The organism is Planctomycetaceae bacterium, assembly GCA_041398825.1.
Classification (GTDB): Bacteria; Planctomycetota; Planctomycetia; order Planctomycetales; family Planctomycetaceae; genus F1-80-MAGs062.
Genome location: JAWKTX010000001.1, coordinates 109,677 through 132,911 on the forward strand (window position 1 = coordinate 109,677; position 23,235 = coordinate 132,911).

At 55.6% G+C, this 23,235-nt stretch carries 18 protein-coding genes; 4 read left to right on the top strand and 14 right to left on the bottom strand.

Annotated features, from left to right (window positions below; translation table 11 throughout):
• Nucleotides 1–21 precede the first annotated feature (21 nt).
• From dcd to R3C20_00430, 3 genes are all read left to right on the top strand, one after another.
• Nucleotides 22–600, top strand: a complete 579-nt coding sequence (gene dcd, locus R3C20_00420; protein ID MEZ6038935.1) for a dCTP deaminase — start codon at nt 22–24, stop codon at nt 598–600.
• 21 nt (nt 601–621) lie between these two features.
• A complete protein-coding gene (locus R3C20_00425; protein MEZ6038936.1) occupies nt 622–1,581 on the top strand; it encodes an RluA family pseudouridine synthase in 960 nt (319 codons plus the stop codon).
• A 292-nt stretch (nt 1,582–1,873) separates the two neighbouring features.
• Nucleotides 1,874–6,034, top strand: a complete 4,161-nt coding sequence (locus tag R3C20_00430) for a PQQ-binding-like beta-propeller repeat protein (GenBank protein ID MEZ6038937.1) — start codon at nt 1,874–1,876, stop codon at nt 6,032–6,034.
• On the opposite strand, the gene R3C20_00435 is transcribed toward R3C20_00430, so the two are convergent.
• The 12 genes from R3C20_00435 to R3C20_00490 form a co-directional block, all read right to left on the bottom strand.
• Complete coding sequence (locus R3C20_00435) at nt 6,017–6,238, bottom strand: hypothetical protein (GenBank protein MEZ6038938.1); 222 nt, start codon at nt 6,236–6,238, stop codon at nt 6,017–6,019. The genes R3C20_00430 and R3C20_00435 overlap by 18 nt on opposite strands.
• A gap of 32 nt (nt 6,239–6,270) precedes the next feature.
• Complete coding sequence (locus R3C20_00440) at nt 6,271–6,762, bottom strand: hypothetical protein (GenBank protein MEZ6038939.1); 492 nt, start codon at nt 6,760–6,762, stop codon at nt 6,271–6,273.
• A gap of 68 nt (nt 6,763–6,830) precedes the next feature.
• On the bottom strand, nt 6,831–8,603 hold the full coding sequence (locus R3C20_00445; GenBank protein MEZ6038940.1) for an arylsulfatase: 1,773 nt from the start codon (nt 8,601–8,603) through the stop codon (nt 6,831–6,833).
• Between the two features lie 539 nt (nt 8,604–9,142).
• Complete coding sequence (locus R3C20_00450) at nt 9,143–9,571, bottom strand: carboxypeptidase regulatory-like domain-containing protein (protein MEZ6038941.1); 429 nt, start codon at nt 9,569–9,571, stop codon at nt 9,143–9,145.
• Between the two features lie 16 nt (nt 9,572–9,587).
• Nucleotides 9,588–10,616 carry a DUF1559 domain-containing protein gene (locus R3C20_00455; GenBank protein ID MEZ6038942.1) on the bottom strand — a complete coding sequence of 343 codons (1,029 nt, stop codon included), beginning with the start codon at nt 10,614–10,616 and terminating at the stop codon, nt 9,588–9,590.
• A 219-nt stretch (nt 10,617–10,835) separates the two neighbouring features.
• Nucleotides 10,836–11,036, bottom strand: a complete 201-nt coding sequence (locus tag R3C20_00460) for a hypothetical protein (protein ID MEZ6038943.1) — start codon at nt 11,034–11,036, stop codon at nt 10,836–10,838.
• 5 nt (nt 11,037–11,041) lie between these two features.
• On the bottom strand, nt 11,042–12,580 hold the full coding sequence (locus tag R3C20_00465; GenBank protein ID MEZ6038944.1) for a permease: 1,539 nt from the start codon (nt 12,578–12,580) through the stop codon (nt 11,042–11,044).
• A gap of 213 nt (nt 12,581–12,793) precedes the next feature.
• The gene (locus R3C20_00470) at nt 12,794–13,300 is read right to left on the bottom strand and encodes a hypothetical protein (protein MEZ6038945.1); all 507 of its coding nucleotides are present in this window, start codon (nt 13,298–13,300) and stop codon (nt 12,794–12,796) included.
• Nucleotides 13,301–13,421: 121 nt separating this feature from the next.
• Complete coding sequence (locus R3C20_00475) at nt 13,422–14,378, bottom strand: MoxR family ATPase (GenBank protein MEZ6038946.1); 957 nt, start codon at nt 14,376–14,378, stop codon at nt 13,422–13,424.
• Nucleotides 14,379–14,488: 110 nt separating this feature from the next.
• Complete coding sequence (locus R3C20_00480) at nt 14,489–16,948, bottom strand: transglutaminase family protein (GenBank protein MEZ6038947.1); 2,460 nt, start codon at nt 16,946–16,948, stop codon at nt 14,489–14,491.
• Between the two features lie 154 nt (nt 16,949–17,102).
• Nucleotides 17,103–18,281, bottom strand: a complete 1,179-nt coding sequence (locus R3C20_00485; protein ID MEZ6038948.1) for a DUF58 domain-containing protein — start codon at nt 18,279–18,281, stop codon at nt 17,103–17,105.
• A 389-nt stretch (nt 18,282–18,670) separates the two neighbouring features.
• On the bottom strand, nt 18,671–19,594 hold the full coding sequence (locus tag R3C20_00490; GenBank protein MEZ6038949.1) for a DUF1559 domain-containing protein: 924 nt from the start codon (nt 19,592–19,594) through the stop codon (nt 18,671–18,673).
• 356 nt (nt 19,595–19,950) lie between these two features.
• On the opposite strand from R3C20_00490, the gene R3C20_00495 reads away from it, so the two are divergent.
• Nucleotides 19,951–20,379 carry a hypothetical protein gene (locus tag R3C20_00495; protein MEZ6038950.1) on the top strand — a complete coding sequence of 143 codons (429 nt, stop codon included), beginning with the start codon at nt 19,951–19,953 and terminating at the stop codon, nt 20,377–20,379.
• A gap of 425 nt (nt 20,380–20,804) precedes the next feature.
• Here R3C20_00495 and R3C20_00500 read toward each other — a convergent pair whose 3' ends face one another.
• Complete coding sequence (locus tag R3C20_00500) at nt 20,805–22,241, bottom strand: porin (protein ID MEZ6038951.1); 1,437 nt, start codon at nt 22,239–22,241, stop codon at nt 20,805–20,807.
• 321 nt (nt 22,242–22,562) lie between these two features.
• Nucleotides 22,563–22,970: a hypothetical protein gene (locus R3C20_00505; GenBank protein ID MEZ6038952.1), complete on the bottom strand. Its 408-nt coding sequence runs from the start codon at nt 22,968–22,970 to the stop codon at nt 22,563–22,565.
• Nucleotides 22,971–23,235 lie beyond the last annotated feature (265 nt).

Sequence of the window (23,235 nt, forward strand, 5' to 3'; positions counted from 1 at the left end):
TCGTTCGTCAGCAGGTTATCAATGATCCTCAGTGGCAGTGAAATCAGAGCGCAGCTGGGCAGAAATATCAGCATTGAGCCCTTCAGCGACGATCAGCTGAATCCCAACAGTTACAACCTGCGTCTGCACGATGAATTGCTGGTGTACGAGGAAATTGTGCTCGACATGAAGCGGCCGAATCGCTTCCGGCGAATTCATATTCCCCCCGAAGGATTGATTCTGCAGCCAAATCAGCTGTATCTGGGTCGAACCATCGAGTACACCGAGACCCGCAATCTGGTGCCCATGCTGGAGGGACGATCGTCAATTGGTCGTCTCGGTCTGTTTGTGCATGTGACTGCAGGTTTTGGAGACGTTGGGTTTTGCGGATACTGGACACTGGAAATGTTCGCGATTCAGCCGGTCCGGATCTATCCCGGCGTTCAGGTTTGTCAGGTGTTCTATCACACTCTCGAAGGCGACGTGACCGAATACAAGAGTGGCAAGTATCAGAACAACTCTGATATCCAGCCCAGTTTGCTTTATCGGGAACTGACCGCAAGAGACGACCGCCAGAAGAAGCTGTTCGATAGTGGTTCGAATGAAGAATTGCCGGGTTAAGCTTCAGCGACCGACCGGATCATGACGCAGAACGCGTACCCGTTGACTGTTTCTTTTACGGTGGAGCCGTATCTTTCCGGGGTACGAATCGACTCGTTTCTCAGTAAGCATCTTCGCAATTACACCACCTGGCGATTGCATCAGATGGTTGCTGCCGGCCTGGCGACGATCAATGAATTGCCCGCTGAGCCCATTGCCCGGGTTTTTGCTGACCAGGTGATTGGAATTCGGCTGGTGGAACCCCCGGATAAGCTGCTTTCACCGTATTCCTGTGAATTGAAGGTTGTGTATGAGGATCCCTGGATTGTCGTTATCGATAAACAAGCCGGATTAGTCGCTCATCCGGTTGGCGATTTTCAGGAAGGGACGTTGTCGAATGCGCTGCAGTTGTACCTCGATCGCCAAACTCCTCTGCCGGGACTCCTGCGTCCGGGAGTTGTTCATCGGCTGGACCGAATGACAAGCGGCCTGATTGTGACTGCGAAGGAGCATCTGTCTCACAGGCTGTTATCGATCGATTTCCAGCAGGGCCGGATGTCCAAATCTTATCTCGCGATCGTTGAAGGGAATCCGAGTTTCGAATCTCGATTGGTTGATCTTCCAATCGGGCAGAGACCGGGCTCAAACAGCGTGCTGATGTCCGCTCGTCCAGGAGCCCGGGCTGCACGGCCCGCTCGAACAAAGGTGACAGTCCTCCAACGGTATTCTGCGCATGCCCTCGTGGAATGTGTTTTATACACAGGCCGCAATCATCAGATTCGTGTTCATCTGAGTGAGATTGGTCATCCGATTTGCGGAGACGAATACTACGCCGCGTTTGGTGCCATAAAAAAAGCTCCACGATTCGATGGCGATGAACCTGCAGAGCAGCGTCACTCACTGCATGCTGCCAAGCTCGCTTTTCTGCACCCGATCCTGCATCAGTGGATGGAATTCCAGACGCAGCCACCCTGTGATTTCTGGGAAACGGCCGACCTCTAGCCTGGCAGCCTGTTGAAAAATGGGACTGGCTCGAGCAGGAGATACCAAAACACGATGGTTTACAGCCATCCTGCGTGTGCCTGTCCCGATTTTTCAACGGACAGCCAGAGAGCTCTCAGGTTGGTCCCCGAAGTGCCAATGTCCCAATGTCCTCATTGATGCCGCGTCTGCCAGTTTGCAGAATTGGGTTTGCAGGTTTCGCAGGGCCCGTTGAAGGCGTTGTACTACGAAGTGAAACAGAGTTTCAGTATGCTTCAGGCATCTGATGATGCTTCTCCTGCTGGAATCGCAAATGAACACGTCTCTCCGGGTCTTGTTGTGCACACTTGATGCGATTCTGCTGGTCGGCTCAGATCAATTGCCGTCATCGGCAGAAGACTGGCCTGTCTGGCAGCACGACATTCGCCGGACAGGGGCAACCAGAGATCAGCCGGACCTGGAGACGCTCCAGCTTCGCTGGTCCTGGCGTTCGGCATCTCCACCTCAAACCGCGTGGCATGGCCCGGCGAAGTATGACGCATATGCATACCACCGAAACCTCCCGTCGATGCGGAATTATGATTCGGTCTTTCAGGTGATTTCAGTGGGAGATCGGGTCTGGTTCGGTTCGTCGGTGGACGATACGTTGTATTGTCTGAATGCAGACGATGGAACTGAACACTGGGCTGTGACGACCGGTGGCCCAGTGCGTCTTGCGGCAACCTGGTCGAACGGTCGCGTGTACTTCGGATCAGACGATGGACACGCTCGATGTGTCGATGCTGCGACAGGCGAATTGTTGTGGAAACTGAAACCATCACCGAGCAGCGATCTCATTCTGAACAACGGTCGATTCATTCCATTGCATCCGTGTCGCACTGGTGTTGTCGTCGAAGGAGGCACTGCCTGGTTTGGCTGTTCCATGCTTCCCTGGGAAGCATCATTCCTGTGCGCTGTTGATGCGGAATCCGGGCAGCAGAGTTCGGAGGATCACTACGTTCGCGAATTGCCCGGTCTCACTATCGAAGGCGCTCCTGCGGTTTCTTCTTCGGCATTAATTCTACCGCAGGGACGAGTCGCGCCGCGAGTCTTTTCAAAAGAAACCGGTGAGGACCTTGGTGAGATGCAGAAAAGTGGAGGAGGCTCCATTGTTGTCGTATCACTGGATGAAACGGTGTTTCACGGTCCGGGTACGGATTCTCGCAAAGGTGGATTTCGCCAATCCAGTGAGCAGACTCGCGAAATGGTTGCGGGGTTGGGTCGTGGAAATGCCATCGTTGTGGATGGTTCGACATCGTGGATGCTGACCGACGACGAAATCGTCTGTTCTCGACTGACCGACCAGAAAGTACTCTGGCGTGCCTCTTGTGACTGCCCATTCGCCATGATCAAAGCGGGCGATGTTCTGTTCACGGGAGGCGACCAACGAGTCAGTGGCTGGTCGGCCACGGACGGCAGATTGCTTTGGCGATCCGCAACTGAAGGTCGCATCTTTGGTCTGGCAGCGGCCAATGGGCGGTTGTTCTGCAGCAGTGATTCCGGGACCGTTCAGTGTTTCGCTGCTGGTCAGAAGAAACCCGATCAGACCGATCCGTCTCTGTCAGAACGACAGCAGAACGTCTTATCGCCCGTTGGCGACACAAGTGACCTGAAAATGATTGATGAACCGGGGCTGATTCATCATTGGGCATTTCAGTCATCGTCGGTGAAGAACCAGACAATTGACGCGTTGAAAGGAGCGGACATCGTATTCGCGAAAACGCCGTGGATTTCCAGGCTGGGTGATCACCAGTCAATCGAACTGGATGGTCGTGAGCAGACGTTGATGGTCAATGCTGACTTCCGCAACGCAACCGTTCCACAGCGATCTTTCACAGCGGCAGCCATGGTGCGGCTGGATCAGTATCAGGAATGGGGCGGAATTGTTGGAGTGATTCAGGATGATGGCGATCTGGAACGCGGATGGTTGCTTGGCTATCGAAAGGATCGATTTTGCGTTGGACTCTGCGCTCAGGATGGTCCGCAGCGACTGACCTATCTTTCTGACATTCAGCCGTTTGAGAGAGAACGGTGGTATTACGTGGTCGGCAGCTACGACGGCCAGACGATGCGCCTGTATGTTGACGGTCAATTGAAGGCAGAAGGGACTCAGCAGGCCGGGGACATTCATTACCCGGATCGAGCATGGTTCGAGATTGGTGCCTACCATGATAAGGACGAGTATTTTCGCATGGTGGGAGCGCTTCACGAAATGCGGATTTATGATCGCGCATTGACCGCGGAAGAAGTTGCCGTCCTGTACGACGAGTGTTCGATACGAATCCCTGCCCATAAGAAAATGCTTGAACTGGCGACGAGTCCCTGTTTGAAGTTCATCGATCCCTCGACAGCGATTGTTCAATGGCGGACACAGGAGCCGGAACCAACCATCGTCGAATGGGGGATGGATCAGTTCAATACGACTTGGCACGATGAGGAACTTGTGTGCAACCACGAGGTGACATTGACTGGTTTGAGACACAAGGGCTTCTATCAATATCGAATCGGGCAGCCACAGGCAGGCGATGTCCTGTTCAGCGCGCCGTTTGAATGTGACAATTTCTTCAACTACACACTGCAGTCCCCGGGCAGAAGCCTCCCACTTTCCTCGGATGACAAAACGAAAGAATTTGTGGAAAGGATCCAGTCACTTGCCACAACCAGGACAGGTTTATGCCTGATCGTGGGGCGTTGTGAAACGGACCGGTTGATCGAGTTGTGCCGTGCGACCCGGTTCCGGTTCGTGATTGCTGAAACAGACAGCGACCGCACCAGGCGGGATGTTGCGAAACTCCGGCGAGTGGGGCTGTACGGTTCTCAGGTCACAATCCATCAGGTGGAAGACCTTTCCAGGCTGCCATTCGTAGACGGCTGGGCGAATATCGTGCTGGTTGATCAGCCAGCCGACGAGTCCCTGTTGCGGGAATGCCAGCGGCTGGTGAGACCGAACGGGGGCGTCCTGATCCTGACAAAGACAGGGGAAGGGGCCCGGTCTGATGTTCGTTCTCAGGCTGATGTCCGTTCCCGGGCCGCGGCTGAGATGGCTCTGGAGGATGTCGGCGTCGGATGGAAAAGGTATCTCCGTCCGCCGCTGACCGGATCTGCCGACTGGTCCCATCTCTACGGCACCCCCGATAATTCTGGATTCGCCGGAGAACAGTTGGGCAATGCCAGGAGTACACAGGATCTGGGTGTTCAGTGGATTGGGCGGCCAGGGCCACGATATCAGGCAGATCGCAGTGGCCGAAAGCCTTCACCATTGTCCGCTGGGGGGAGACTGTTCCTGCAGGGGCTTCATCGAGTGCTGGCGCTGGATGTTTTCAACGGTACGGTCATCTGGTCGCTGGAAATTCCGGGACTCGAACGGTTCAACATGCCGCGTGACTGCAGCAACTGGTGCGCAAGCGATAAGTACTTGTTCCTGGCTGTGCAGGGCGAGTGCTGGCAGATCGATGCAGCGACCGGAGAAATCGTACGACACATTCCCGCGCCGGCGGTCGGAGAAAATGCAATGGAATGGGGGTACATTGCGACTGCCGATGACCAGTTATTCGGCACTTCTGTAAAACCGGGCACTGCGTGGACAACGTTCTGGGGAGATGCAGACGCAGGCTGGTACGATGCACGATCCGGGGAAGTGACATTTCCTGTCTGCAGCGATTTATTGACTTGCCGCGATACTGAAACCTCCGATGTTCAATGGGAATACCGCGGCGGGGTGATCCTGAATTCCACCATCACGATCAGCAACGGAGTGGTGTATCTTGTCGAATCGCGTGATCCAGATGTGATTGCATCGGGGGAACGCCGTATTGGTGATTCGCGGCTGTGGAAGAGCCTTCGGCTGGTCGCAATCGATGCCGAATCCGGATCGTTGAATTGGGTTAAGCCGCTGGATCCGATGGACCCTCAGGTCGTTCTTTATCTGGCCCATGCCGGCAACCAGCTGACTCTGGTTTCGTCACACAATGGGTTGTATCAGGTTTCCTCCCGCAGTGATGACGGTGGTCAGCAGTTATGGAAGCAGACCGTTTCATGGCCGGGCGGAAAAGGTGATCATGGCAAAGCCATGATGCGACCAGGAATCGTGGGCAACCGAATATTTCTCCGTCCGCATGTCTTGTCTCTGAACGACGGATCACTTCGAGATGAAGTCCTGCCGGAAGGTCACGGCTGTGGAACTTATGCCTGTACGACCGATGCTGTCTTCTATCGTGCGGAAACTGTGACGATGTGGTCGCCGGACGCCAGCCTGACGACTCGTTGGCCACGTTTGCGACCCGATTGCTGGCTAAGCACGATACCAGCATGCGGCATGCTGCTTTCACCCGAAGGTGGTGGCGGATGCAGTTGTGGTTCGTGGATGGAAACATCAATAGGATTCATGCCACGCTCACACAAATTGACTCGCCCGACATCAACTGCGAATCCATAACCAGAAAGCCATGATTCCCGTCACAACAGCGATCGCAGACAGCAGGACACACATCCATTCCGAAGATTGAAATGCTGCGAACGTGAAGCAGCAGCAAAGAAAAGTCGCGAACACGGCTGCCTGGTAGCGGCAGCCATCCGTGGCATCCCCCAATGTTTCAGTCGCATCTATTACCAGATCCGACAGGTCATCAATCCCGTCCATCAGCCAGCCTTTCGCCTTCAGCAGTCATGACTTCATCGTGGTGCAATTGGCGGCGCAATCCAGTGATCTGTGATATTCAGGACTTGTTGCAATGCCATCCGTGTTTCCGGCACCGCCTCAAATTCATCCGGGACGGTACGCAGGATCTGCACCTGACCGGCCTGCAGGCAGTCGCGAATGTGACACAACTGATTCTTCATCGTATCGTGAAACGATGAAAGTTCGCTTTCAGACAGATCCGATCGGATCAGGGTCGTCTGTGAGTTGCTTCTTTCTCGATGCATTCTGGCGAGCGTTCCCTGTTGGCTGCGATACAGGAAGCCACCCGAGTATGCCCGCCGAAGCTGCCCATCCGGCGTGAACTGGTAAACAGGGTCCTGATCGATGAAGACGCTGAATGCACCTGTGCGGCGGAATCCAACCGTGACGGGTTGGTCCAGTCCTTCCACCTGCAGCTCGGCTCGACGAACAAACGCTGTTGCTTCCCGCATCAGATCCTCACGGTCTGATTCTTCGCGTGCCATGTGGTGTTAACCTTCTGAGGGATTGCACAGGAATGGTGGTGTGTCGGTCTTGATATCGGGTGATGGTTTCACCATGAGACCCTGATTGCTTTCAAGTCCATCACTGTTTTCCCTGGCAGGGTCTCGGCCGACAATGTCAAAGACTGCCGGCCGGGCGTCAGGTGGACGGTACCAATCGGCAGGATTGCCCAGTCACGATTTCGATACCTGGATCTCCCGCGTTGATCTCGGTGAGGCAAAGGAATCTCGCTGGGAGGCGCCGCTGGAACGATGACGGAAAGAGTTTCTTTCGAGTCCGTGTTGAGGCTGATTTCAGAGCCCGCGCTGGATTCATCACACGAGAATTGCAAGTCGATGGTGTAGTCGTCCTCATGCTGGATATCCACATCGAATCGAATTTGGCTGTCAATACTTGTCCATCCGGTGAGCCAGTCGTGAGCGAATCCCGGTCCATTGGCAAAGTGCAGCGGTGGCTCAACAGATGCCTGAGGTGCCATCAGCCAAACAGGCCGCTCCTGTTCGTGGCCGACGGGAATCGCGAACTGCTGCAACGGCGTCTCATGCGTTTCGTCAATCCAGCGTTCGTATTGTTCACTTAATTGCTGGACAATATCCGGGTGCCGTTCGGCAATGTTGGTTACTTCTGCAGGGTCGGAGTGCATATCGTAGAGCTGCCAGTCTGTGGCAGAGTCATCTTTGGCCCGCGCCGATGAACCTCCCTGCGGGCCCTTGATTTCCCGAACCAGACGGTATCTTTGTGTTCGCACTGCACCGGGATAACGATTCGTTTCTGAAATCGGATTGTGGGTGTAAATCTCCCGGTCAGGCCAATTGGTTCCATTACCCTGCAGCAACGGTACCAGGCTGACTCCATCTGTTTGAGGTCCTGGCGGCGCCAGCAGTCCGGCGAGTTCGATCAGGGTTGGATAGATGTCGATGTGCGAAGCGATCTGCTGCACAACCCTGCCCGCAGGAATGTGGTTGGGCCAGCGAATATGCATCGGCACTCGACATCCACCTTCGTGAACGCTGGTTTTGCCACCACGCATTCCGGCATTAAAAAGTTTGACTCCCGCCGTTCCGCCGTTGTCGGTTAAGAAGACAACGATGGTGTTGTCGGCAATCCGCAGATCATCAAGTGTCTTCAGGAGTCGTCCGACATTGTCGTCGATGTTTTCGCACATGCCCCAGAATGCTGACACCGATTCATCAAAGCCCATTTTCCGGAAGCGATCGTAGTATTGATCCGGTACCTGATAGGGCGAGTGCGGCGCGTTGAATGGAACGTAACAGAAGAAGGGCGTTGAATTTTCGCCTGAAGAACTATGAATGATGAATCGAATGGCGTCGTTCGTCAGCACATCCGTAATGTACCCGGTGGTTGGTTCGGTGTGGGCATTGCGAATGAGTTTTGTATTAAAGTAGTTATTGATATGCCCATTGTGAAAACCAAAGAATTCATCGAACCCCTGGCCAGGTGGCGTAAATGGAAACTGTTCTCCGTTGTGCCATTTTCCAATGCAGGCTGTCCGATAGCCAGACGCCTTGAAAGCCTCTGCGATCGTCACTTCACTGGGACGCATGGCCTCATGATTGTGGGTCACACCCCAAACGCCACACCGCACAGGATACCGGCCGGTGAGCAGCGCAGCACGAGTCGGAGCGCAGAAAGAGTTCACGTAAAATCGCTCGAACCTCGCGCCTTCTTTGGCAAGTGAATCAATATGTGGTGTTCGAACCCATGGATTTCCATTGAGACTGAAGTCGCCATACCCCTGATCATCGGCCAGGATGATGACTATGTTTGGTCTGTCTGCGGAAGCGGCCTTGACGGGGCTCATGGCGAGCAAACAGGATGCAGCGATGATGGCAGGGAATTGGGTTCTGTACACGAGCGCAGGCCTGATAGACGAATTGACGGGTTCCAGAGGCATGATCCGCGAGTCTAATGGCGGCAGAAAATCGATACAATTGCGCCGACAATTGAAGTGGATAACGAACCGTGGAATCGAACAACCCGCCCCGGGGTCAGGCAGCACGAATATCGATGATGTCGGCGTTCGGCTGCCTGAGTGGATTGAAACAGCAATCGAAACACACGATCCCGTTTCACTTACGAAAGTGCGGGTTCCAAAACTCAGTTGATTGATGCGTCTGGGCGTCGAACGACAAGTGCCTGATATTCTGGCTCTGCGCGAAGTAACGTGCGCGGTGAGAAGTCTGCCTTCTCATTCACACCATACTGCATGGTGTGTTCGACACGCTGAGGAGCTATTCCGAAAGGGCCGCGTCCACTACATGGTGACAAATTCAAATCATCCGCCGACGGAATCAGTAGATTTGTCTCAAGTTCCTGATATCGCGGAGCATCCGTTTCATATCAGTACACCTCTCTGCTGGGTGTAACGGTCAATGTAATTGCGTTTTCTTCTCTGGCCGCGACCTTCGCGGTCAGCGGACTCGTGTTATAGGAAGCGAACACCGGGTCAACAGGTTTGCCGTGATCCATCGAGTGTTTGACTGTACCGTCGTTGACGATAAGCTGCATGACGATAACGCTGTGTTCCCCAGCGCAGGCGCCATCTTTGCTGTCGTATGTGCCGACCACGAAGCTTCCGTCGTCACGAATGGTTCCGGTTGCAGTCAGTGCATGTTCCACTGATGAAAACTCAACGGTCCCGGTTCGAACCGGAGTGCCATCATCAAACACGACTTTGCCAACGATCGGATAAGTAGGAATTCGGCTTTCCCCGCAACCAGTGACTAAGCCGAGACAAACGGAAATACAGAGGATTTGAGAGATTTTCAATGGACAAATTCCTGCTTCAGAATCCACCGACACGGACACCGTCCCGACGGTTGCACAAATTCGCCAGCAGGCTGGTGCTGATGGACGTTGACACTCCCCGCACACTGCCATCTGCTAATGCAAACTGCACGACTCCGTTGTGCGCACTGCCAAAGGAATACAGGGTGCCTCGCTGGTCTCTTGAGTTGTGAGCAAGTGGTAAACCGGGGCCACCGATCCGGGTGAAGTTTTGAAAGTGGCGACCAAAGTATGCCGGACCGTTGTATGGGCTTTTCGTCAGTTCGCCTTCGGGAATATAGGGTTCTCCGACGAGCAGTGTGTTTGAAGTACCGTCGGACACATCGCGAATTGCAATCTGGTCTACCCATCCGGCGACCACGTCACTGCCTTTCAGCCTGGGATGGCTTGAAATAATGACACCGGTACCACGCCCTCCCCAGTAGAAGTCTGTCGCGCGCCCATTGGCCCCCGGTGAGATGTCCCCATGATTCCCAACATAATCAACAACAGCGCCACCAGGGATGTGCTGAGCTCCGCCGGGGCAACCACAAGGAAGCGTAATGACAACGGACGAATCAGGCGCTACTGGCGAAGTTCCGGCATGCCGCTCCGGGCACAGGAATGTCTGAACCACTTTTTGCCGCGTACTAAGCGGATGAGAACCGAACGGCTTATACAAATCCCATTCTTCGTAAAGAGCGGCTTGTTCAAGGTGTGGCAGAATACGTATCAACCAGGATGGTTCATCCATACCGCTGGTTGTACCATCTGAAGAAAGCGTCCTGACGCCGTCAAGCACAAGTCGAGCTGGGGGGAATGCTCCGTTGGTGTCGTGAAATTGATGCAGAGCGAGACCAATTTGCTTCAGATTGTTCTGGCATTGAGTCTTACGTGCCGCGGCGCGGGCCTGCTGCACAGCTGGCAATAGGATGGCAATCAAGACGGAAATAACCGCGATCACGACCAGTAGTTCGATCAGAGTGAAACCCTTCCGAGATTCAGGTTGGGAGTCCCAATGACGCGCAATTCTTTGGTGGCATCGCATACTGGTCTGATTCTTTCCACGTATCGATCGCGGAACCCTGAAGGAAAGCGATAAAGCCATTCGGCAGTGAAGATGCCACTTCAGTAGAACTTCCTCCGACCAGAAAAGAAATCTACCGGGATGGCACTTCTGGATTCTATCCCATGAACCATTCCGGGAAAACGCTGAATTCCACATGAGAATTTGTCGGCTGTTCCGGATGACTCGATTCCTCTGTATTCAGACCACCAGATTCATGATTTCAGGTTCGGCAAACGGTGGGAGTGGATGCTGGCCCAAAGGCCACGCGTTGCCGAAAACAGGCAGGGGCAGGCCTCCATCGACGCTGAAGGGATTGAACACCACGTCAGCGCACCAACTCTGGCCGCTTTGAAATCGTTTGCGGCGATCAACGCTTCCTTCGAAGAAGACTGAATTCATACCATTCAGCCTTCCTCAACAAGAAATGCCGTTCGCATGCGACGATGGCTGCGCTGGATTTTGGACACCCAGGCTCGTGCTTCGTCGTGTTCACCGTCTTCCACGCAGTGCTTCAGCATCTCAAGGTGTTCTCGCACAAGTCTGGCCTTCCAGCGCTGATAGTCGGTCAGTTGTCCACTTCGCAGAAAGGTGCCGACTTCCAGTTTTCGGGTCCATTCCTGGTACGCGTCGATGTGATAAACGACGTGAGACACACTGCCCGGCGACAGGGCATTCACCCGAGCACTGTCGATTTCTTCGAACACTTCACTGGCTGGAGGATAGTAGGCGTAACAGCCGACTCCGCTGAAGAGCACCAGTCCCAGCAATGCCAGGCCACCCAGGACAGGCGGCGGAACAACGACATCCAGACGGCCGGTTGCTGTTGGTTCAGGCACTTCAGCAATCCAGGCTTCGATGCGGCCGGATCGATTGACCAGTCGCACCACGCATCCGGCCATCATCAGCAGGGCCAGTAGTTCCAGGCTGTACCATTCGTAAGGCAGAATGTCACGTTTCAGCTTTTCTGCAGACTGCGTGGCAAGCCGTGCGAAGGATGCTGATCCGGAAAATGGCTGTGCGTAAATGTCAAAGGCATGAGTGTGATTGGCCGGATCAACGTCCTTTGGAAACAGAGGCTTGTCAACCGCGTAGCCCAGGCCAACCACAACCACCAGCAGGGTGCTCATCCACACCGCACTGCGTTTGATACCATATTCCTGCAGCATCCAGACAATCAGGCCCAGGTTCATTCCGGCTCCCAGAGCCAGCAGCACAAAGGCGGCTCCAATCGAATTGGCGTGCTGAAACATCATGCCCATCTGCGACATGGCCAGCATCGGCGTGGCATACACTGGAATTCCCAGGGCGGCCATCTTCAGCGGAGCAAGCCGCTGGTCGTGGTTGAACTGATGCTGCAGCGATGAATGGGGAATCACGGCTCCCAGCAGACCAACTCCTATCAGTCCGGCCACCACCAGTTTCAGCGATTGCCCCGTTGCTTCTTTGCTGGCGGAAACTCCCAGAGCCGCCATGCGGCGAATGCCGTAGTGCACGGATTCGTCCGGAATACCGGTCAGTTCACTGCCTGGGAAAATACGATCCCAGATCATGCCCACGACCGTCACAATCACCAGGGAACACGCCGCGAACGAAAGAATGGCGAGCGGTTCGCTTAGTGTCAGCCCATACAACAGCGAGAGCGGGTTAAACAACGGAGCCGACATGGCAAAGGCCAGAATGGTTCCGCCCTTGATGCCGGCTCGACGCATTTCCACGATGACCGGGATGACGCCCAGCGAACACACCGGTAGCAGCATACCGATCACCCACGCTTTGAACAGCGACGACATCTCTGACCCGCCGAACACCTGTCGCAGCTTTTCATAGCCAATGAATCGCCGAAAAACGGCCGCGATGAAAAAACCTGTCAGAATAAACGGAGCCGCCTGGGCCAGCGACTGCATCAGGCGAACAGCAAAGCCGAAGAGTATCATGGAGGTCATGTTGGGGGATTCCGTTGTGGTCGTGGGCGTGTCAGAGAAAAAGAATCCACGCTCGTTTAACCCGACGCCGCAGGCCGGCAATACCGTTCAGCGAACGGGAACAATGTAGTGGATCTCGCCAGAGGTCCCTGTGCCTATGGGGGGAAGTCTGGCGACTCCCACTACATTTTGAACGGCATCGGGTTCAACGAATTCGGCCAGGGACGGGCGTTGTCAGTGATCGTGCTCATGATGATCGTGGTCGTGGTCCTGGTGCATTGCGGGTTCAGGTTTTCCGGCGGCTGCAATCAGGGATTCCAGTGTGTTCTGCTCCGTGGCGACCGCGTTGGGCAGATCTGTCAGGTTCAGGCTGCCGTCTTTCGATTGACGAGACTGAAGAGTCCTGGCCAGAACTGCAGCAGCGGAGTTGGCTGTGTTCCAGTCGGGTTCGTTTAGATCACTGTCGGCCGCCAGTTCCGGAATCCAGTTGACAATATCAATGAGCTCCTGGAATTCCTCGGCTTCATCGTCGTGGCCGTGCCCGGCATGTTCGCTGAGGTGCTGAGCGCGATGTTCGACTTCTTCCACCGCTACCGCAAAGTTCGCGGGCTTATGATGAGGAACAAAGTGTTCCAGGTGATGATCGTCGTCGTGAACGTCCGCATGCTCGGAGGCTGCACAGCCGGACAGGGCAGACAGCAGCAGAAGCGTCATCGTCAGTTTGACCGAAGGGTTCATCATTGTGGTTTCCCAAAAAATGCGCAGCACTTCGTTTAACCCGATGCCGTAGGCGAGGCTCTTCCGCAGGTTTGAAGCCGCCTCGCCTGCGGCATCGGGTTAAACGATGAGAGGTCACGTATGTTCATTCCGGTACCGGTACGGTTTCCAGGACTTCCTGGATGACTCGTGCCGCTTCGTGGGGTTCCAGGCCGATTCGAACGCTCAGCACCGGAACAACCACATCCAGAACATCGTCGGGTGTGACAAAGCGGCGTCCTGCCAGAAATGCCTGTGCCTGCGCGGTACGCTGTAATGTCAGCAGTCCACGTGGGCTGAGCCCCAGCGCAATACTCGGATGTCGCCGCGTCTCTGTGGCAATGCGAATCAGATAGTCCTGAACCACTTCGGCGACATGCAGACGCTGCACGTCGTTTTGCAATTCGGCCAGTTCGCCCTGCTTCAAAATCGGCTCATGCTGTTTTGCAGATTCTGTGTCATCACTGACGGCTGCCTGCAGCATCTGCAGCTCGTCGCGAGGTTCCGGGTAACCGACGCTGAGCTTCATGGCGAATCGATCCAGTTGAGCTTCCGGCAACGGATACGTGCCGTGTTGATCAACGGGATTTTGAGTTGCGATGACGAAGAACTGCGAGCTGAGTTCGAAACGCTGAGCATCCACGGTGACCTGCCGTTCGGCCATTGCTTCCAGCAGCGCGCTTTGAGTTCTGGGGGTGGCTCGATTGATTTCATCTGCCAGCAGAACGTCTGAAAACACAGGACCGCGACGGAATTCGAACTCGTGCGATTTCTGATTGAAGATATTAAAGCCGGTGATGTCGCTGGGCAGCAGATCGGGCGTACATTGAGCTCGCGCGAAGTCACCGCCAATAGCCGACGCCAGAGCCTTGGCCAGAGTCGTCTTGCCCAGCCCCGGTTTGTCCTCCAGCAGCAGATGCCCTCGTGACAGCAGGCAAACCAGCACCATCTCCACTACATCCTGCTTGCCTCTCAGCGCTGTGTTCAGCCGCTGGCGGATACCATCGATTGAGGTCAGCATGTCGGAGGTACGTGGTTGTTGAGGTTCTAACGTCGTTGTCATGTTGGCAGTGACTTTCCTCATCCAGATCGTTTAACCCGATGCCATCGGCGAGGCTTCCAGGCAGGCGATGCGGGGACCTCGCCTGCGGCATCGGGTTAAACGAGCTGTGATTATGTTGTTGCGAGCGTTGGTTGTGCTGAAGTGGTTGCTTCCGGTCTTTGCAGTGAGCGGAGGCTTAGCTGATGTTCCAGCAGCAGAAGTTCCTTCACTTGCGCTTCGGAGCAGGTTTTGGACAATGAATCGTCAATCGTTGGGGCGTAGCGACTCGCATCGGCACGATTCGCCAGTTGCAGCAGTGCTTTGTGGACATGACTGAGGCCCGCACGTCTTGACCAGCGCAGCAGTGTGGTGCCGCGTGGACGGGGTTGGCCAGCCAGGTGCAGACGTTCGTCAATGAGTGCTGCCAGACGGAGCGTTCGTTGTTCGACGGTTCCACTCGCCAGCCAACGCCAGTGCCACGTCCGCAGGCGCTCGCGAATCGTGCGTCGGTGTGCGATCAGCAGGCTGATCAGCAGGACAGCAGCCGTCAGGGGCACCGCTCTCTCCACCGCCGCAAGCCAGAGCTGTCGGACAGACTGAATCAGGCGTTCGAACAGCGTCGGTGGTGGCCCGGGGATCTCGTAGCCGGGAGTCGCTTCCACGGTGACCCACGTGTCGCTGCCGATGAAAACTTCGCACCAGAAATGGGCGTCGCGAGCAAAAACGGCTGTGTGTTGTTTGCGGCTGTCGTAGTTTTTGGGGTGAGCGTAGAAGCCGCTGACCAGTCGAGTGGAATAGCCCAGCGAACGGATCATACTGGCTGCAGAACTGGCGAACAGATATTCAGGTCCGCGTCGCAATTCGAACAGAAATTCGGCCACAGGCGATTCGCAATCATCCGCGGGTTTCGTTTCACGATCCACTACGGCATGTCCGCGCAGGCGAGCTTCAATCGCGGCAATCTGCGGCCACCCGCGTGGCAGCCCCTTGGTCCACTCTTCTGCTAACCGTCGAATGCGGTCGGTTTCGAGCCCTTCCGGCAACGCTGTCGTCACAGATGGCTCACGGTGCAGACTGGCAATCAATGAGTTTTCCGCGATGCGGGCTCGCACCACACATTCGGACGTGACAGCAATGGGAGTCATTTCCGGAATCGATTTCCGCCGTAATGTGACGACTCCGGTGGATGTAACGTGGAACATGTCTTCGCGGTCAATTCGGTCGATACTGACACCGACAGTTCCGGGTGGAGTGGGAATGACGTTGCCCTGCAGGTTGGCCACCTTCAGACTGTGAGTGTCGGATCCTGAGTGCATTTCGAAACCGCGTCCGGCCAGCGGGATGCTCAGCCAGTGCCGGTCTTCAATCTTTCTCATCTTCGTCCAGCGAGATGTCTCTGAATCCGGATCGGAATCACTCAGCGGATACCAGGTGACTCCATCGAAATGTTCATACACTTCCATGCGAAACCGAGCGGGTACTCGGCCAGCCACATAGAACGCCGCGTGAGTTTCCAGATCACGAATGCGTTTGCGATCGGCCTTCTTTTCGCTGCGCAGCAGGCTGAATTCGCGACCCGCCTGTTTGGCTTCCGCCATCTTCTGGTGTACGTGCAGAAGATCTTCCGGCGGCAGTGCGACGGCTCGCTGCTGGTCTTTGACAATCTTCGGCGGTTCATCGAACATGTCGTTAAACATGTCGTACAGGCTGGGTTTGTCGCTGTCCATGAATGGTGCGTCTTCCAGCGGTGCAAAGCTCTTCACGTTCTCGTTGCCAGCCACCAAAGCATCACCGTCTTTCACACCGCCACGCGAAAACGGATCGAACTGACCGGTACCGCCTGACGACGGCATAAAGCCGTTCAATGCCGTGGTGACCGTGTTGGCTCCGAAACCAGCTGCGGACAGCATCAACAGCATCGGCGCGGCAACAGAGATTCCCAGCCACACCAGTGGTCGCTGAGTCTTCCCGGTTCGCACCAGCCGACAATTCACGGTTTCCCACCACGACGCAACCAGCCAGGTCAGACAAGCGATCGCAAACAGAATAGTCAGGGGCAGCAGACCGGTCGCATTGGAAACGGTGCAACTGAAGATCGTCAGGAAGACGGCAATCAGCATGGCAAGCCGTTGAAAGGTGATACGAAAGCCACACACAGCCAGAGCCAGCATCAGGTTGCCCTGGCTGTGCATGACCAGGACTTCGAACGGGTGCCCGTGCCCCAGAAAGAACCGCTGGAAAGGTTCGCACAGCAGCGTCAGAGTGACCACCATCACCAGAATGGGCTGCACCACCGAAGTATCGTGCAGCAGGTGAATGCGGGTACGAAAGAAGATCGTGCCGACAATGACAAGAAGCGTCTGCACAATCATTTCGAACGCACACCAAAACGTGTGCCGATGGTCGTCGTGTTCGGTAAGCGTAAAGATACTGGCTGCAATCAGAGTCGCAATCACGCAGATGGCGTGCAACCGCAGGCTGGTGATGATTGTTTTGGGCGAGTCTGCCGAAATACTGGCGTCACGAACAGGATGATCGCCCGTCCGCCCACGTCGCCGAGATGTCAGCACTCGACTGCGAACTCTTGTCATGGGTGGGGCCTCACGAGAGAAACAGCCATCGCGATTTTTTGAAAAGGAGGGCTCGGAGAGAACAGAGAACGGCGGTGTTGTGAACTCTGCATTCTCTACTGCCTCCTGTTCCATGCGTTCTGATTCCGTCCAGGATTTCGGTCGCAGCCATTCATCATGAGATCACCTTTCTCCACGCTGTCGCGAAGTGGCTCAGCGGTTCTGTGGTCCGGCTGGTGATCCATGCGGAGTTGGCTGTCGTATGGTCTTCAAGTTGGACAGATAAACCGGGGATGTCTGCTACGACGATGATCTGATGCCTGACGAACGCTTGTTGACCGCGAGACGTCGTGACGTTGATCTGAAAGTTACTTCGGTGATGGGATACACGACCATTGCTCCCGGGTGAAATCGACTTCGTGTCAGTCAGACTGGCAACCGCCAGAGCATCCATCAGTCGCTGCAGGCCGGAGCTGCTGCGGTCAGCCACCAAAAGCCGGTCCCCCAGCTGCAACTCAACTCGACCATGCTGTGCGTGCAGCGAATCACAGAGGCTGGCGGCAATGCGAACGCAGTGTTCCACAGTGGCTTCGCGCGTTTCCGGCGGATGACTCTGTGGAGAAAGATCCAGCACAATTCGGACGCAAGTGGTCAGTGGAGCCTGGCGTTCGGTGACGATCAGAGTCTTTTGACGAGCGGTCTGAGCCCAGTGGACTCGCCGCAGACTGTCACCTTCGCGGAAGGGACGAGTTCCCAGAACGTCGCCGAAATCGCCGACTCGCCGATCGGAAAACGTATCGTCGATGGACTGCGATTCGGCAGCGTCCGGCATGCCGATCAGAGAAACCGTTTCGGGCCAGGCGATGAGTTGCCCTTCCACAAAGGCGCGTCGGCGAGCTCGAAACAGTCCGAAGGGAAACGACGTTTCCACTTCAGCCGCACCATCAATTGGGTAGAGTCCTCGGCGAACAGGCACGAACGGCCATGAGTACTCGATGGTTGACCAACCGGAGACTCGGGCGAAAGCAATGCCTTCATTCCCTTCGCTCAACTGCTGCTGGGTCGCCACCGGCCCTGAGGCGAACCCGTTGATCAGCGACAGTCCCCAAACCGGCAGCGGCCAGCGATTCTGAATTCGCAAACGCACCAGCGCCGCTTCGCTGAAACGAACTCGCCGCACATCAAACATCACCTGACACGAAATGCCGCGCATCGCCAGCCACGGCAGCAGCGTGCCGACGCCAACAACCGCCAGCAACAGCGCCGTTAGAACAAAGGTCCACGGATTCAGGAACACCCCGCAGAACACCGACCCCGAAACCGCCAGCACCAGCAGCCAAAACGGATTCTTCATCCAGTACACCCAGCGATTCAGCGATGGGCAGAAGTCCATCGACAGTGTCCGACCCACCCGCGACAGGAGGCCCGGTTCGAGTAACGATCGACTGGATGAACAGTGGTCCGATTCCATGAATGATTCCGTAATCAGTTCGGCAGCACCAATGCAGAGCTGACGCCATGTTGAACCCGTGGCCGACAGGCTTGGCTGGTTCAAATTGGCAGCGTGCAACGTGGCCTGTCGGCCACGGGCTAGCCTAGCTATCCGTTGAAAAACCGCGACAGGCACCCAGGACGACTGGAAACCGTCGTGTTTTCAGGTCTCCTGCTCGAGCCAGTCCCGTTTTCCAACAGGCTGCTAAGCTAAACTAAACGCCTGATTGGCGCGGAAGAGAATGTCGCTTCTTAGAACTCTCCGACCACCTCGCCGCCGCGAATTGTGGCCAGCGACTGGTAGAGTCCTTCGTCAATGTTTTCACTGATGAATCGCACCGATCCATCTCCCAGAACAAACTGAGCACCGCCGGTGTGAAAGCTGCTGAAATCATCGAAGTGCGAGTGTGGATCGTTGGGCACGTGGTCGGCAGAACCCAGAATGCGCTGGAAGGCTTCTTCCCCTTCGGCCACCATACCGGGCCAGGTGGAGTACCAGCCGAGCTGTGTATCCGTACGCCGTTCACCAACGATGAAGGTGTTGGTCGTTCCGTCAGTGATGTCTCGCATGCGGACTCGACTATTGTGATAAAAGATTCCATCGCCGCGACACTGACCGCTGGAGCTGACCGGAGCCGTTCCGGGAGCGTTTTCGCAGCCGTCCAGTTCTTCGGTGCCAAACGCACCGATATAGTTGGCGGTGGGAAGTTCGGCCAGCACCGTGCCCGGACTGCCTTCTTCTTCGATCTGCCAGCGATCCGGTTTGGGATCAGAAGGGCATTGCCATGCTGGGAGCACGTTATTGATAAACGCACTGTTCGCCGTGTCATGTATCGCCAGGTTGGAATTGAACTGGCTGTAAAGCGCGGACTGTTCCATGTACGGCAGAATCATTGTCCCCCAGCCCGCACCATTCACACCATCATGCGCACTGTGTTGACGCGTCACGGGATCAACGGCGATCCAGCCCGGTGGAAACGTCAGGTGGACGTCGTGATAATTGTGCAGGGCAAGGCCCAGCTGTTTCATGTTATTCTTACACTGAGTTCTTCGGGCCGCCTCGCGAGCCTGTTGTACGGCAGGCAGCAGCAATGCAATCAGGATGGCAATAATCGCAATGACCACCAGGAGTTCGATCAGTGTGAAACCCTGGCGATTTCTGGAAACAATTTTCATAACTCTTATCCGGGATGAAGTTTGAATTCGTTGGTAGTGGCGAAAATGCGCTGTGGCAAACACCTCGTCGCGACTGCTTCGTGCACGGACTGGTCGGACCCGTATGAAGCACGTCGCAGTCCGCGACGAGATGAATACATAAGTCAATCAGGAACGAACCCAGCGCGAACCCAATGACTCCCGTCGGTGGGAGCAGAAAGTCGGGCAGGGTAGTGCAGTGAGGGTGACCGATCGGAGCAGGTCCCGCGGTGGCGGAAGCAGGCCAAAGAAAGTCCGCTTATTGCGATTTCAGAATCGCTGAAGGCAAACTCGAACGGTCTACAACGGGCAAGTGTTCATCGCGTGGATCAACCGCGATGCACCCCATGGAGGCCGCAGTTGAATTTGCGAATGCGCACTCACGGCCAGGCAGTCGACGATTTCAATCCCTGGAAGCCTTTACTCTGGCAGACAATTCTCTGCAAAGCGATGAAGCTTATTCCGTGATGGCGAAGTGGCCATCCGGGGGGAATGATGTCAGGCTGACGGGGCTCGAACGCCGCGCTGTACATCAGGCAACTGGCGGAGCGCGGCCGCGTGCAGGGACGCGAAAGACAGACACGGGGCCAGAATACTCTGCCACGCCAACGAAGCCCGTCTGTTCTGCCAGTGCTGGAAGCTCGAACAGTACGGTCGGGGTGCGTGGAGCCGAAACGGCCTGGCAGATTGCACAATCCGAGCAATCGTGGTGCGAATCCACTGGTTCGTCAGGGCTCGAAGAATCTGAATCCGATTCGTGCGGATGATGATGGCACGAGCACGTCGGAGCCGGGTGTTCTGCATTCGATGCGCAAAACGATCCGTCCACGACGGTGTGCAGCCACGGAGACGCCACCGGGAGAATCAGCTGCAGCAGGACGAGCAGCAAACTAAGATTTTGAGTGCGATGCTTCAGCATGCTCTCGGGGCCATGGAGGTAAAGGTTCAGGAACTCCGAGCCCGACCAGTGCTCCGAGTGTATGCCATGCCTACGTCGTGAGCAAAGGTAATTGTGGGAAGATTGATCACAATTCTTTCCGGTATCTCACATTCTGCGAGTGCCGGTCCGCTCCGAACTGTGACTGGGCGAATGCCGGACGCTTTGATTCCCGCGCACACGGATTTCCCTGACAAAACCTGAGTTTTCCTGCACAACCCAGGTGATTCGGCACGCTGACTGAAGGGCGGTGGATTAGAAGTCCAGTTGGGCTCGAACGGCAAAGATGTCAGTGTGGCTGTCGCCGATCGGGGCGCGGTTCAGGTGGGAATCGATATAGTTGAACTGAAGTTTGGTGAAGTTGTTCAGATACCAGTTCACACCGTAGGTCAGATTTGTGATCTCGCCACCATTAATGGCTCCGTCGTTGAGGTCAAGCATGGAGTAACGGAATGCAAGCTCCCATGCGCCGACGCCACCACCGCATTTCGCACCAACCGGGTGGTTGGGTTTGATTCGGGCCAGTGTTCCGGCGGCTTTGTTGTAGGGGCGATGTTCTCGAGTCAGAACGTAGCCGGTCTGCGCGTAGAATGCCGGAAACACAGCTGAACCAGAGCCGTTTGTGTTGACGATGGAATATCGCAGCTCGGATTGGGCGTGCCATGAACCACTTGTGGCGGCTAGTTCGGCATTGAACAAGTTGGCATTTTCTGCTGCCAGCATACCGGTATCCACGAAGAAAGGAACACTGCCGGGAACTGCTAAGGGGCCACCGTACTCAGGGACGTTTCGATACTGAATCTGACTGTTCGGAGTGGCTAACCAGGCGTAATCAAGTCCTCCGTGTATCAGGAAATCCTGGCTGGAATCTTCCAGCAGGACGGCTGTGACCCGGGCCGCTCCGCCGTATCCTCGATCTCCCACGCTGTTACCCCAGGGATCCGTGTTCGTTCCGAAGGCGGAACCGGCCCACGTGATGTTCTGATCGGACGATGTATCGTGGAAGCCGATACCAGTCTGGCGGAACGGAGCCATTCCAAACATGAGCGGGCGTTCCAGAAACGTGAGTTCTTTCACGCTGGTGAGTTCATCCAGACCGAATGGTTGTCGCCATTGACCGATGCGAACATTTCCGAACAGGGGAACGCTGCTGATGTCCATCCAGACATCCATGAACGAAGGTCGACCATTGAAAGCAAAGTCCATTTCCAGCATGTAGCTGACGTTATCTGCAACTTTGCCTGTTGCGGCCAGGCGAGCTCGTCGGAATCCACGGTCGTCCTGAACATCCCCGATCTGGGGCATGGCAAGACTATTGGCGTCCTGGTGGAACCAACCTGCGTCGGCTTGAAAGAATCCTGTGACTTTTGTTGTCGGGTAAACTGTCGGGGCTGGCACTGCGGCCTTCGGTAGGGCGAGCTGGCGGGTATCGTTAAGCGAGGCTCGCAATTCGTCCAGTTCCAGCTGCATCTGCCGGAATCGAGCTTCGATGGAGTCTTCGGCATTTTCGCTGACAGGCGCGAGGACGGGATAAGCTACAGGCGATTCGACGGGGTTACCGAACAGTGACTGCGGATCCTGCCCCATGGATTGAGACGTCAGACCGGCAATTCCCAGCCAGCTTAAAATCGTCCACGCAGCCAGGGGTTTCACGAATCGAACGCAGCGTCCCGTAAATCGGCATTCAAACATCCCGGAATCCCTTCCCCCCGTTTGATCAGTCGTGACGAACAGAAAGTCGCTGAATGCTCCATAGTGAGGAGCACCGCCGGGTCACGATTCAGGCCAGACTGGCCCGCAAATGTTATCGTCGCGTTACGACTCGGCTGCCATGAAAAGTCAGTTGCTGGAAAACAAACGCGCACGGTTGGTGATGAAATAGCCACGTCGGCAGGCCGTTGAGAAACAAGACGAAAAGAAACCGGAGGCGTTTAAGTGTGGCATTCGCACAAGCCTCAAAGGACAGGAACCCCTCGCAGGCGCGTCGGGTTCCTTCTTCAACGGGCCGTCTGACTAAATCTCGGATTGAGTGATTCTGGAGACAATCGCCGCAAATTCCTGCCAACCGGCATTTGCATGCCAGTGTTTTTCCAGTGAAGCGGCATGATTTGCCAGAATTCGTGCGAGCGTCAGGTTTCCGTGCTCCAGGGCTGCAACAGCCCGTTGGCCCGACATGGAAGCTTCGAGAGCATCCTGTTCCATTGCCAGGAGCATTTCGTAGGCTCGGTACCACGCATTCGATTCTTTTCCACGGGTGGCTCGTGCCATACACAGGGCCGAAGATGCTCGCATGCCCGCCAGACTGGTACCGGTGAGCGCAATCAGACATGGGGCAACGCGAGTTGTCCAGTCGTTCTGTGCTTCCGCCAGTGACTGCCGTATTGTTTTCATATCAGAGGGGGTGAGAGTGGATGCGGGCATGGCATCGCTCCGGGCGCAATTGGGAAATCCTGAAACGCCAGATCTTGTTACAAAGCCTGGCTTCAATGGCACGATTGGGCATTTTGCGTACCGCGAATCGGCGAGGCGTGGATTTGATCAGGCCGCGCTTTCATCACTCAGAAAGACTGCGGCGCAGTTTGTGCACCTCGTGTTTCACGTTGTGTAACCGAGCCGGGGCGAAGGGATCGGAGGAAAGCTTTTCTGTTGGATTGCTGCATGGTGGTCACATTTTATCCTTTCAGAG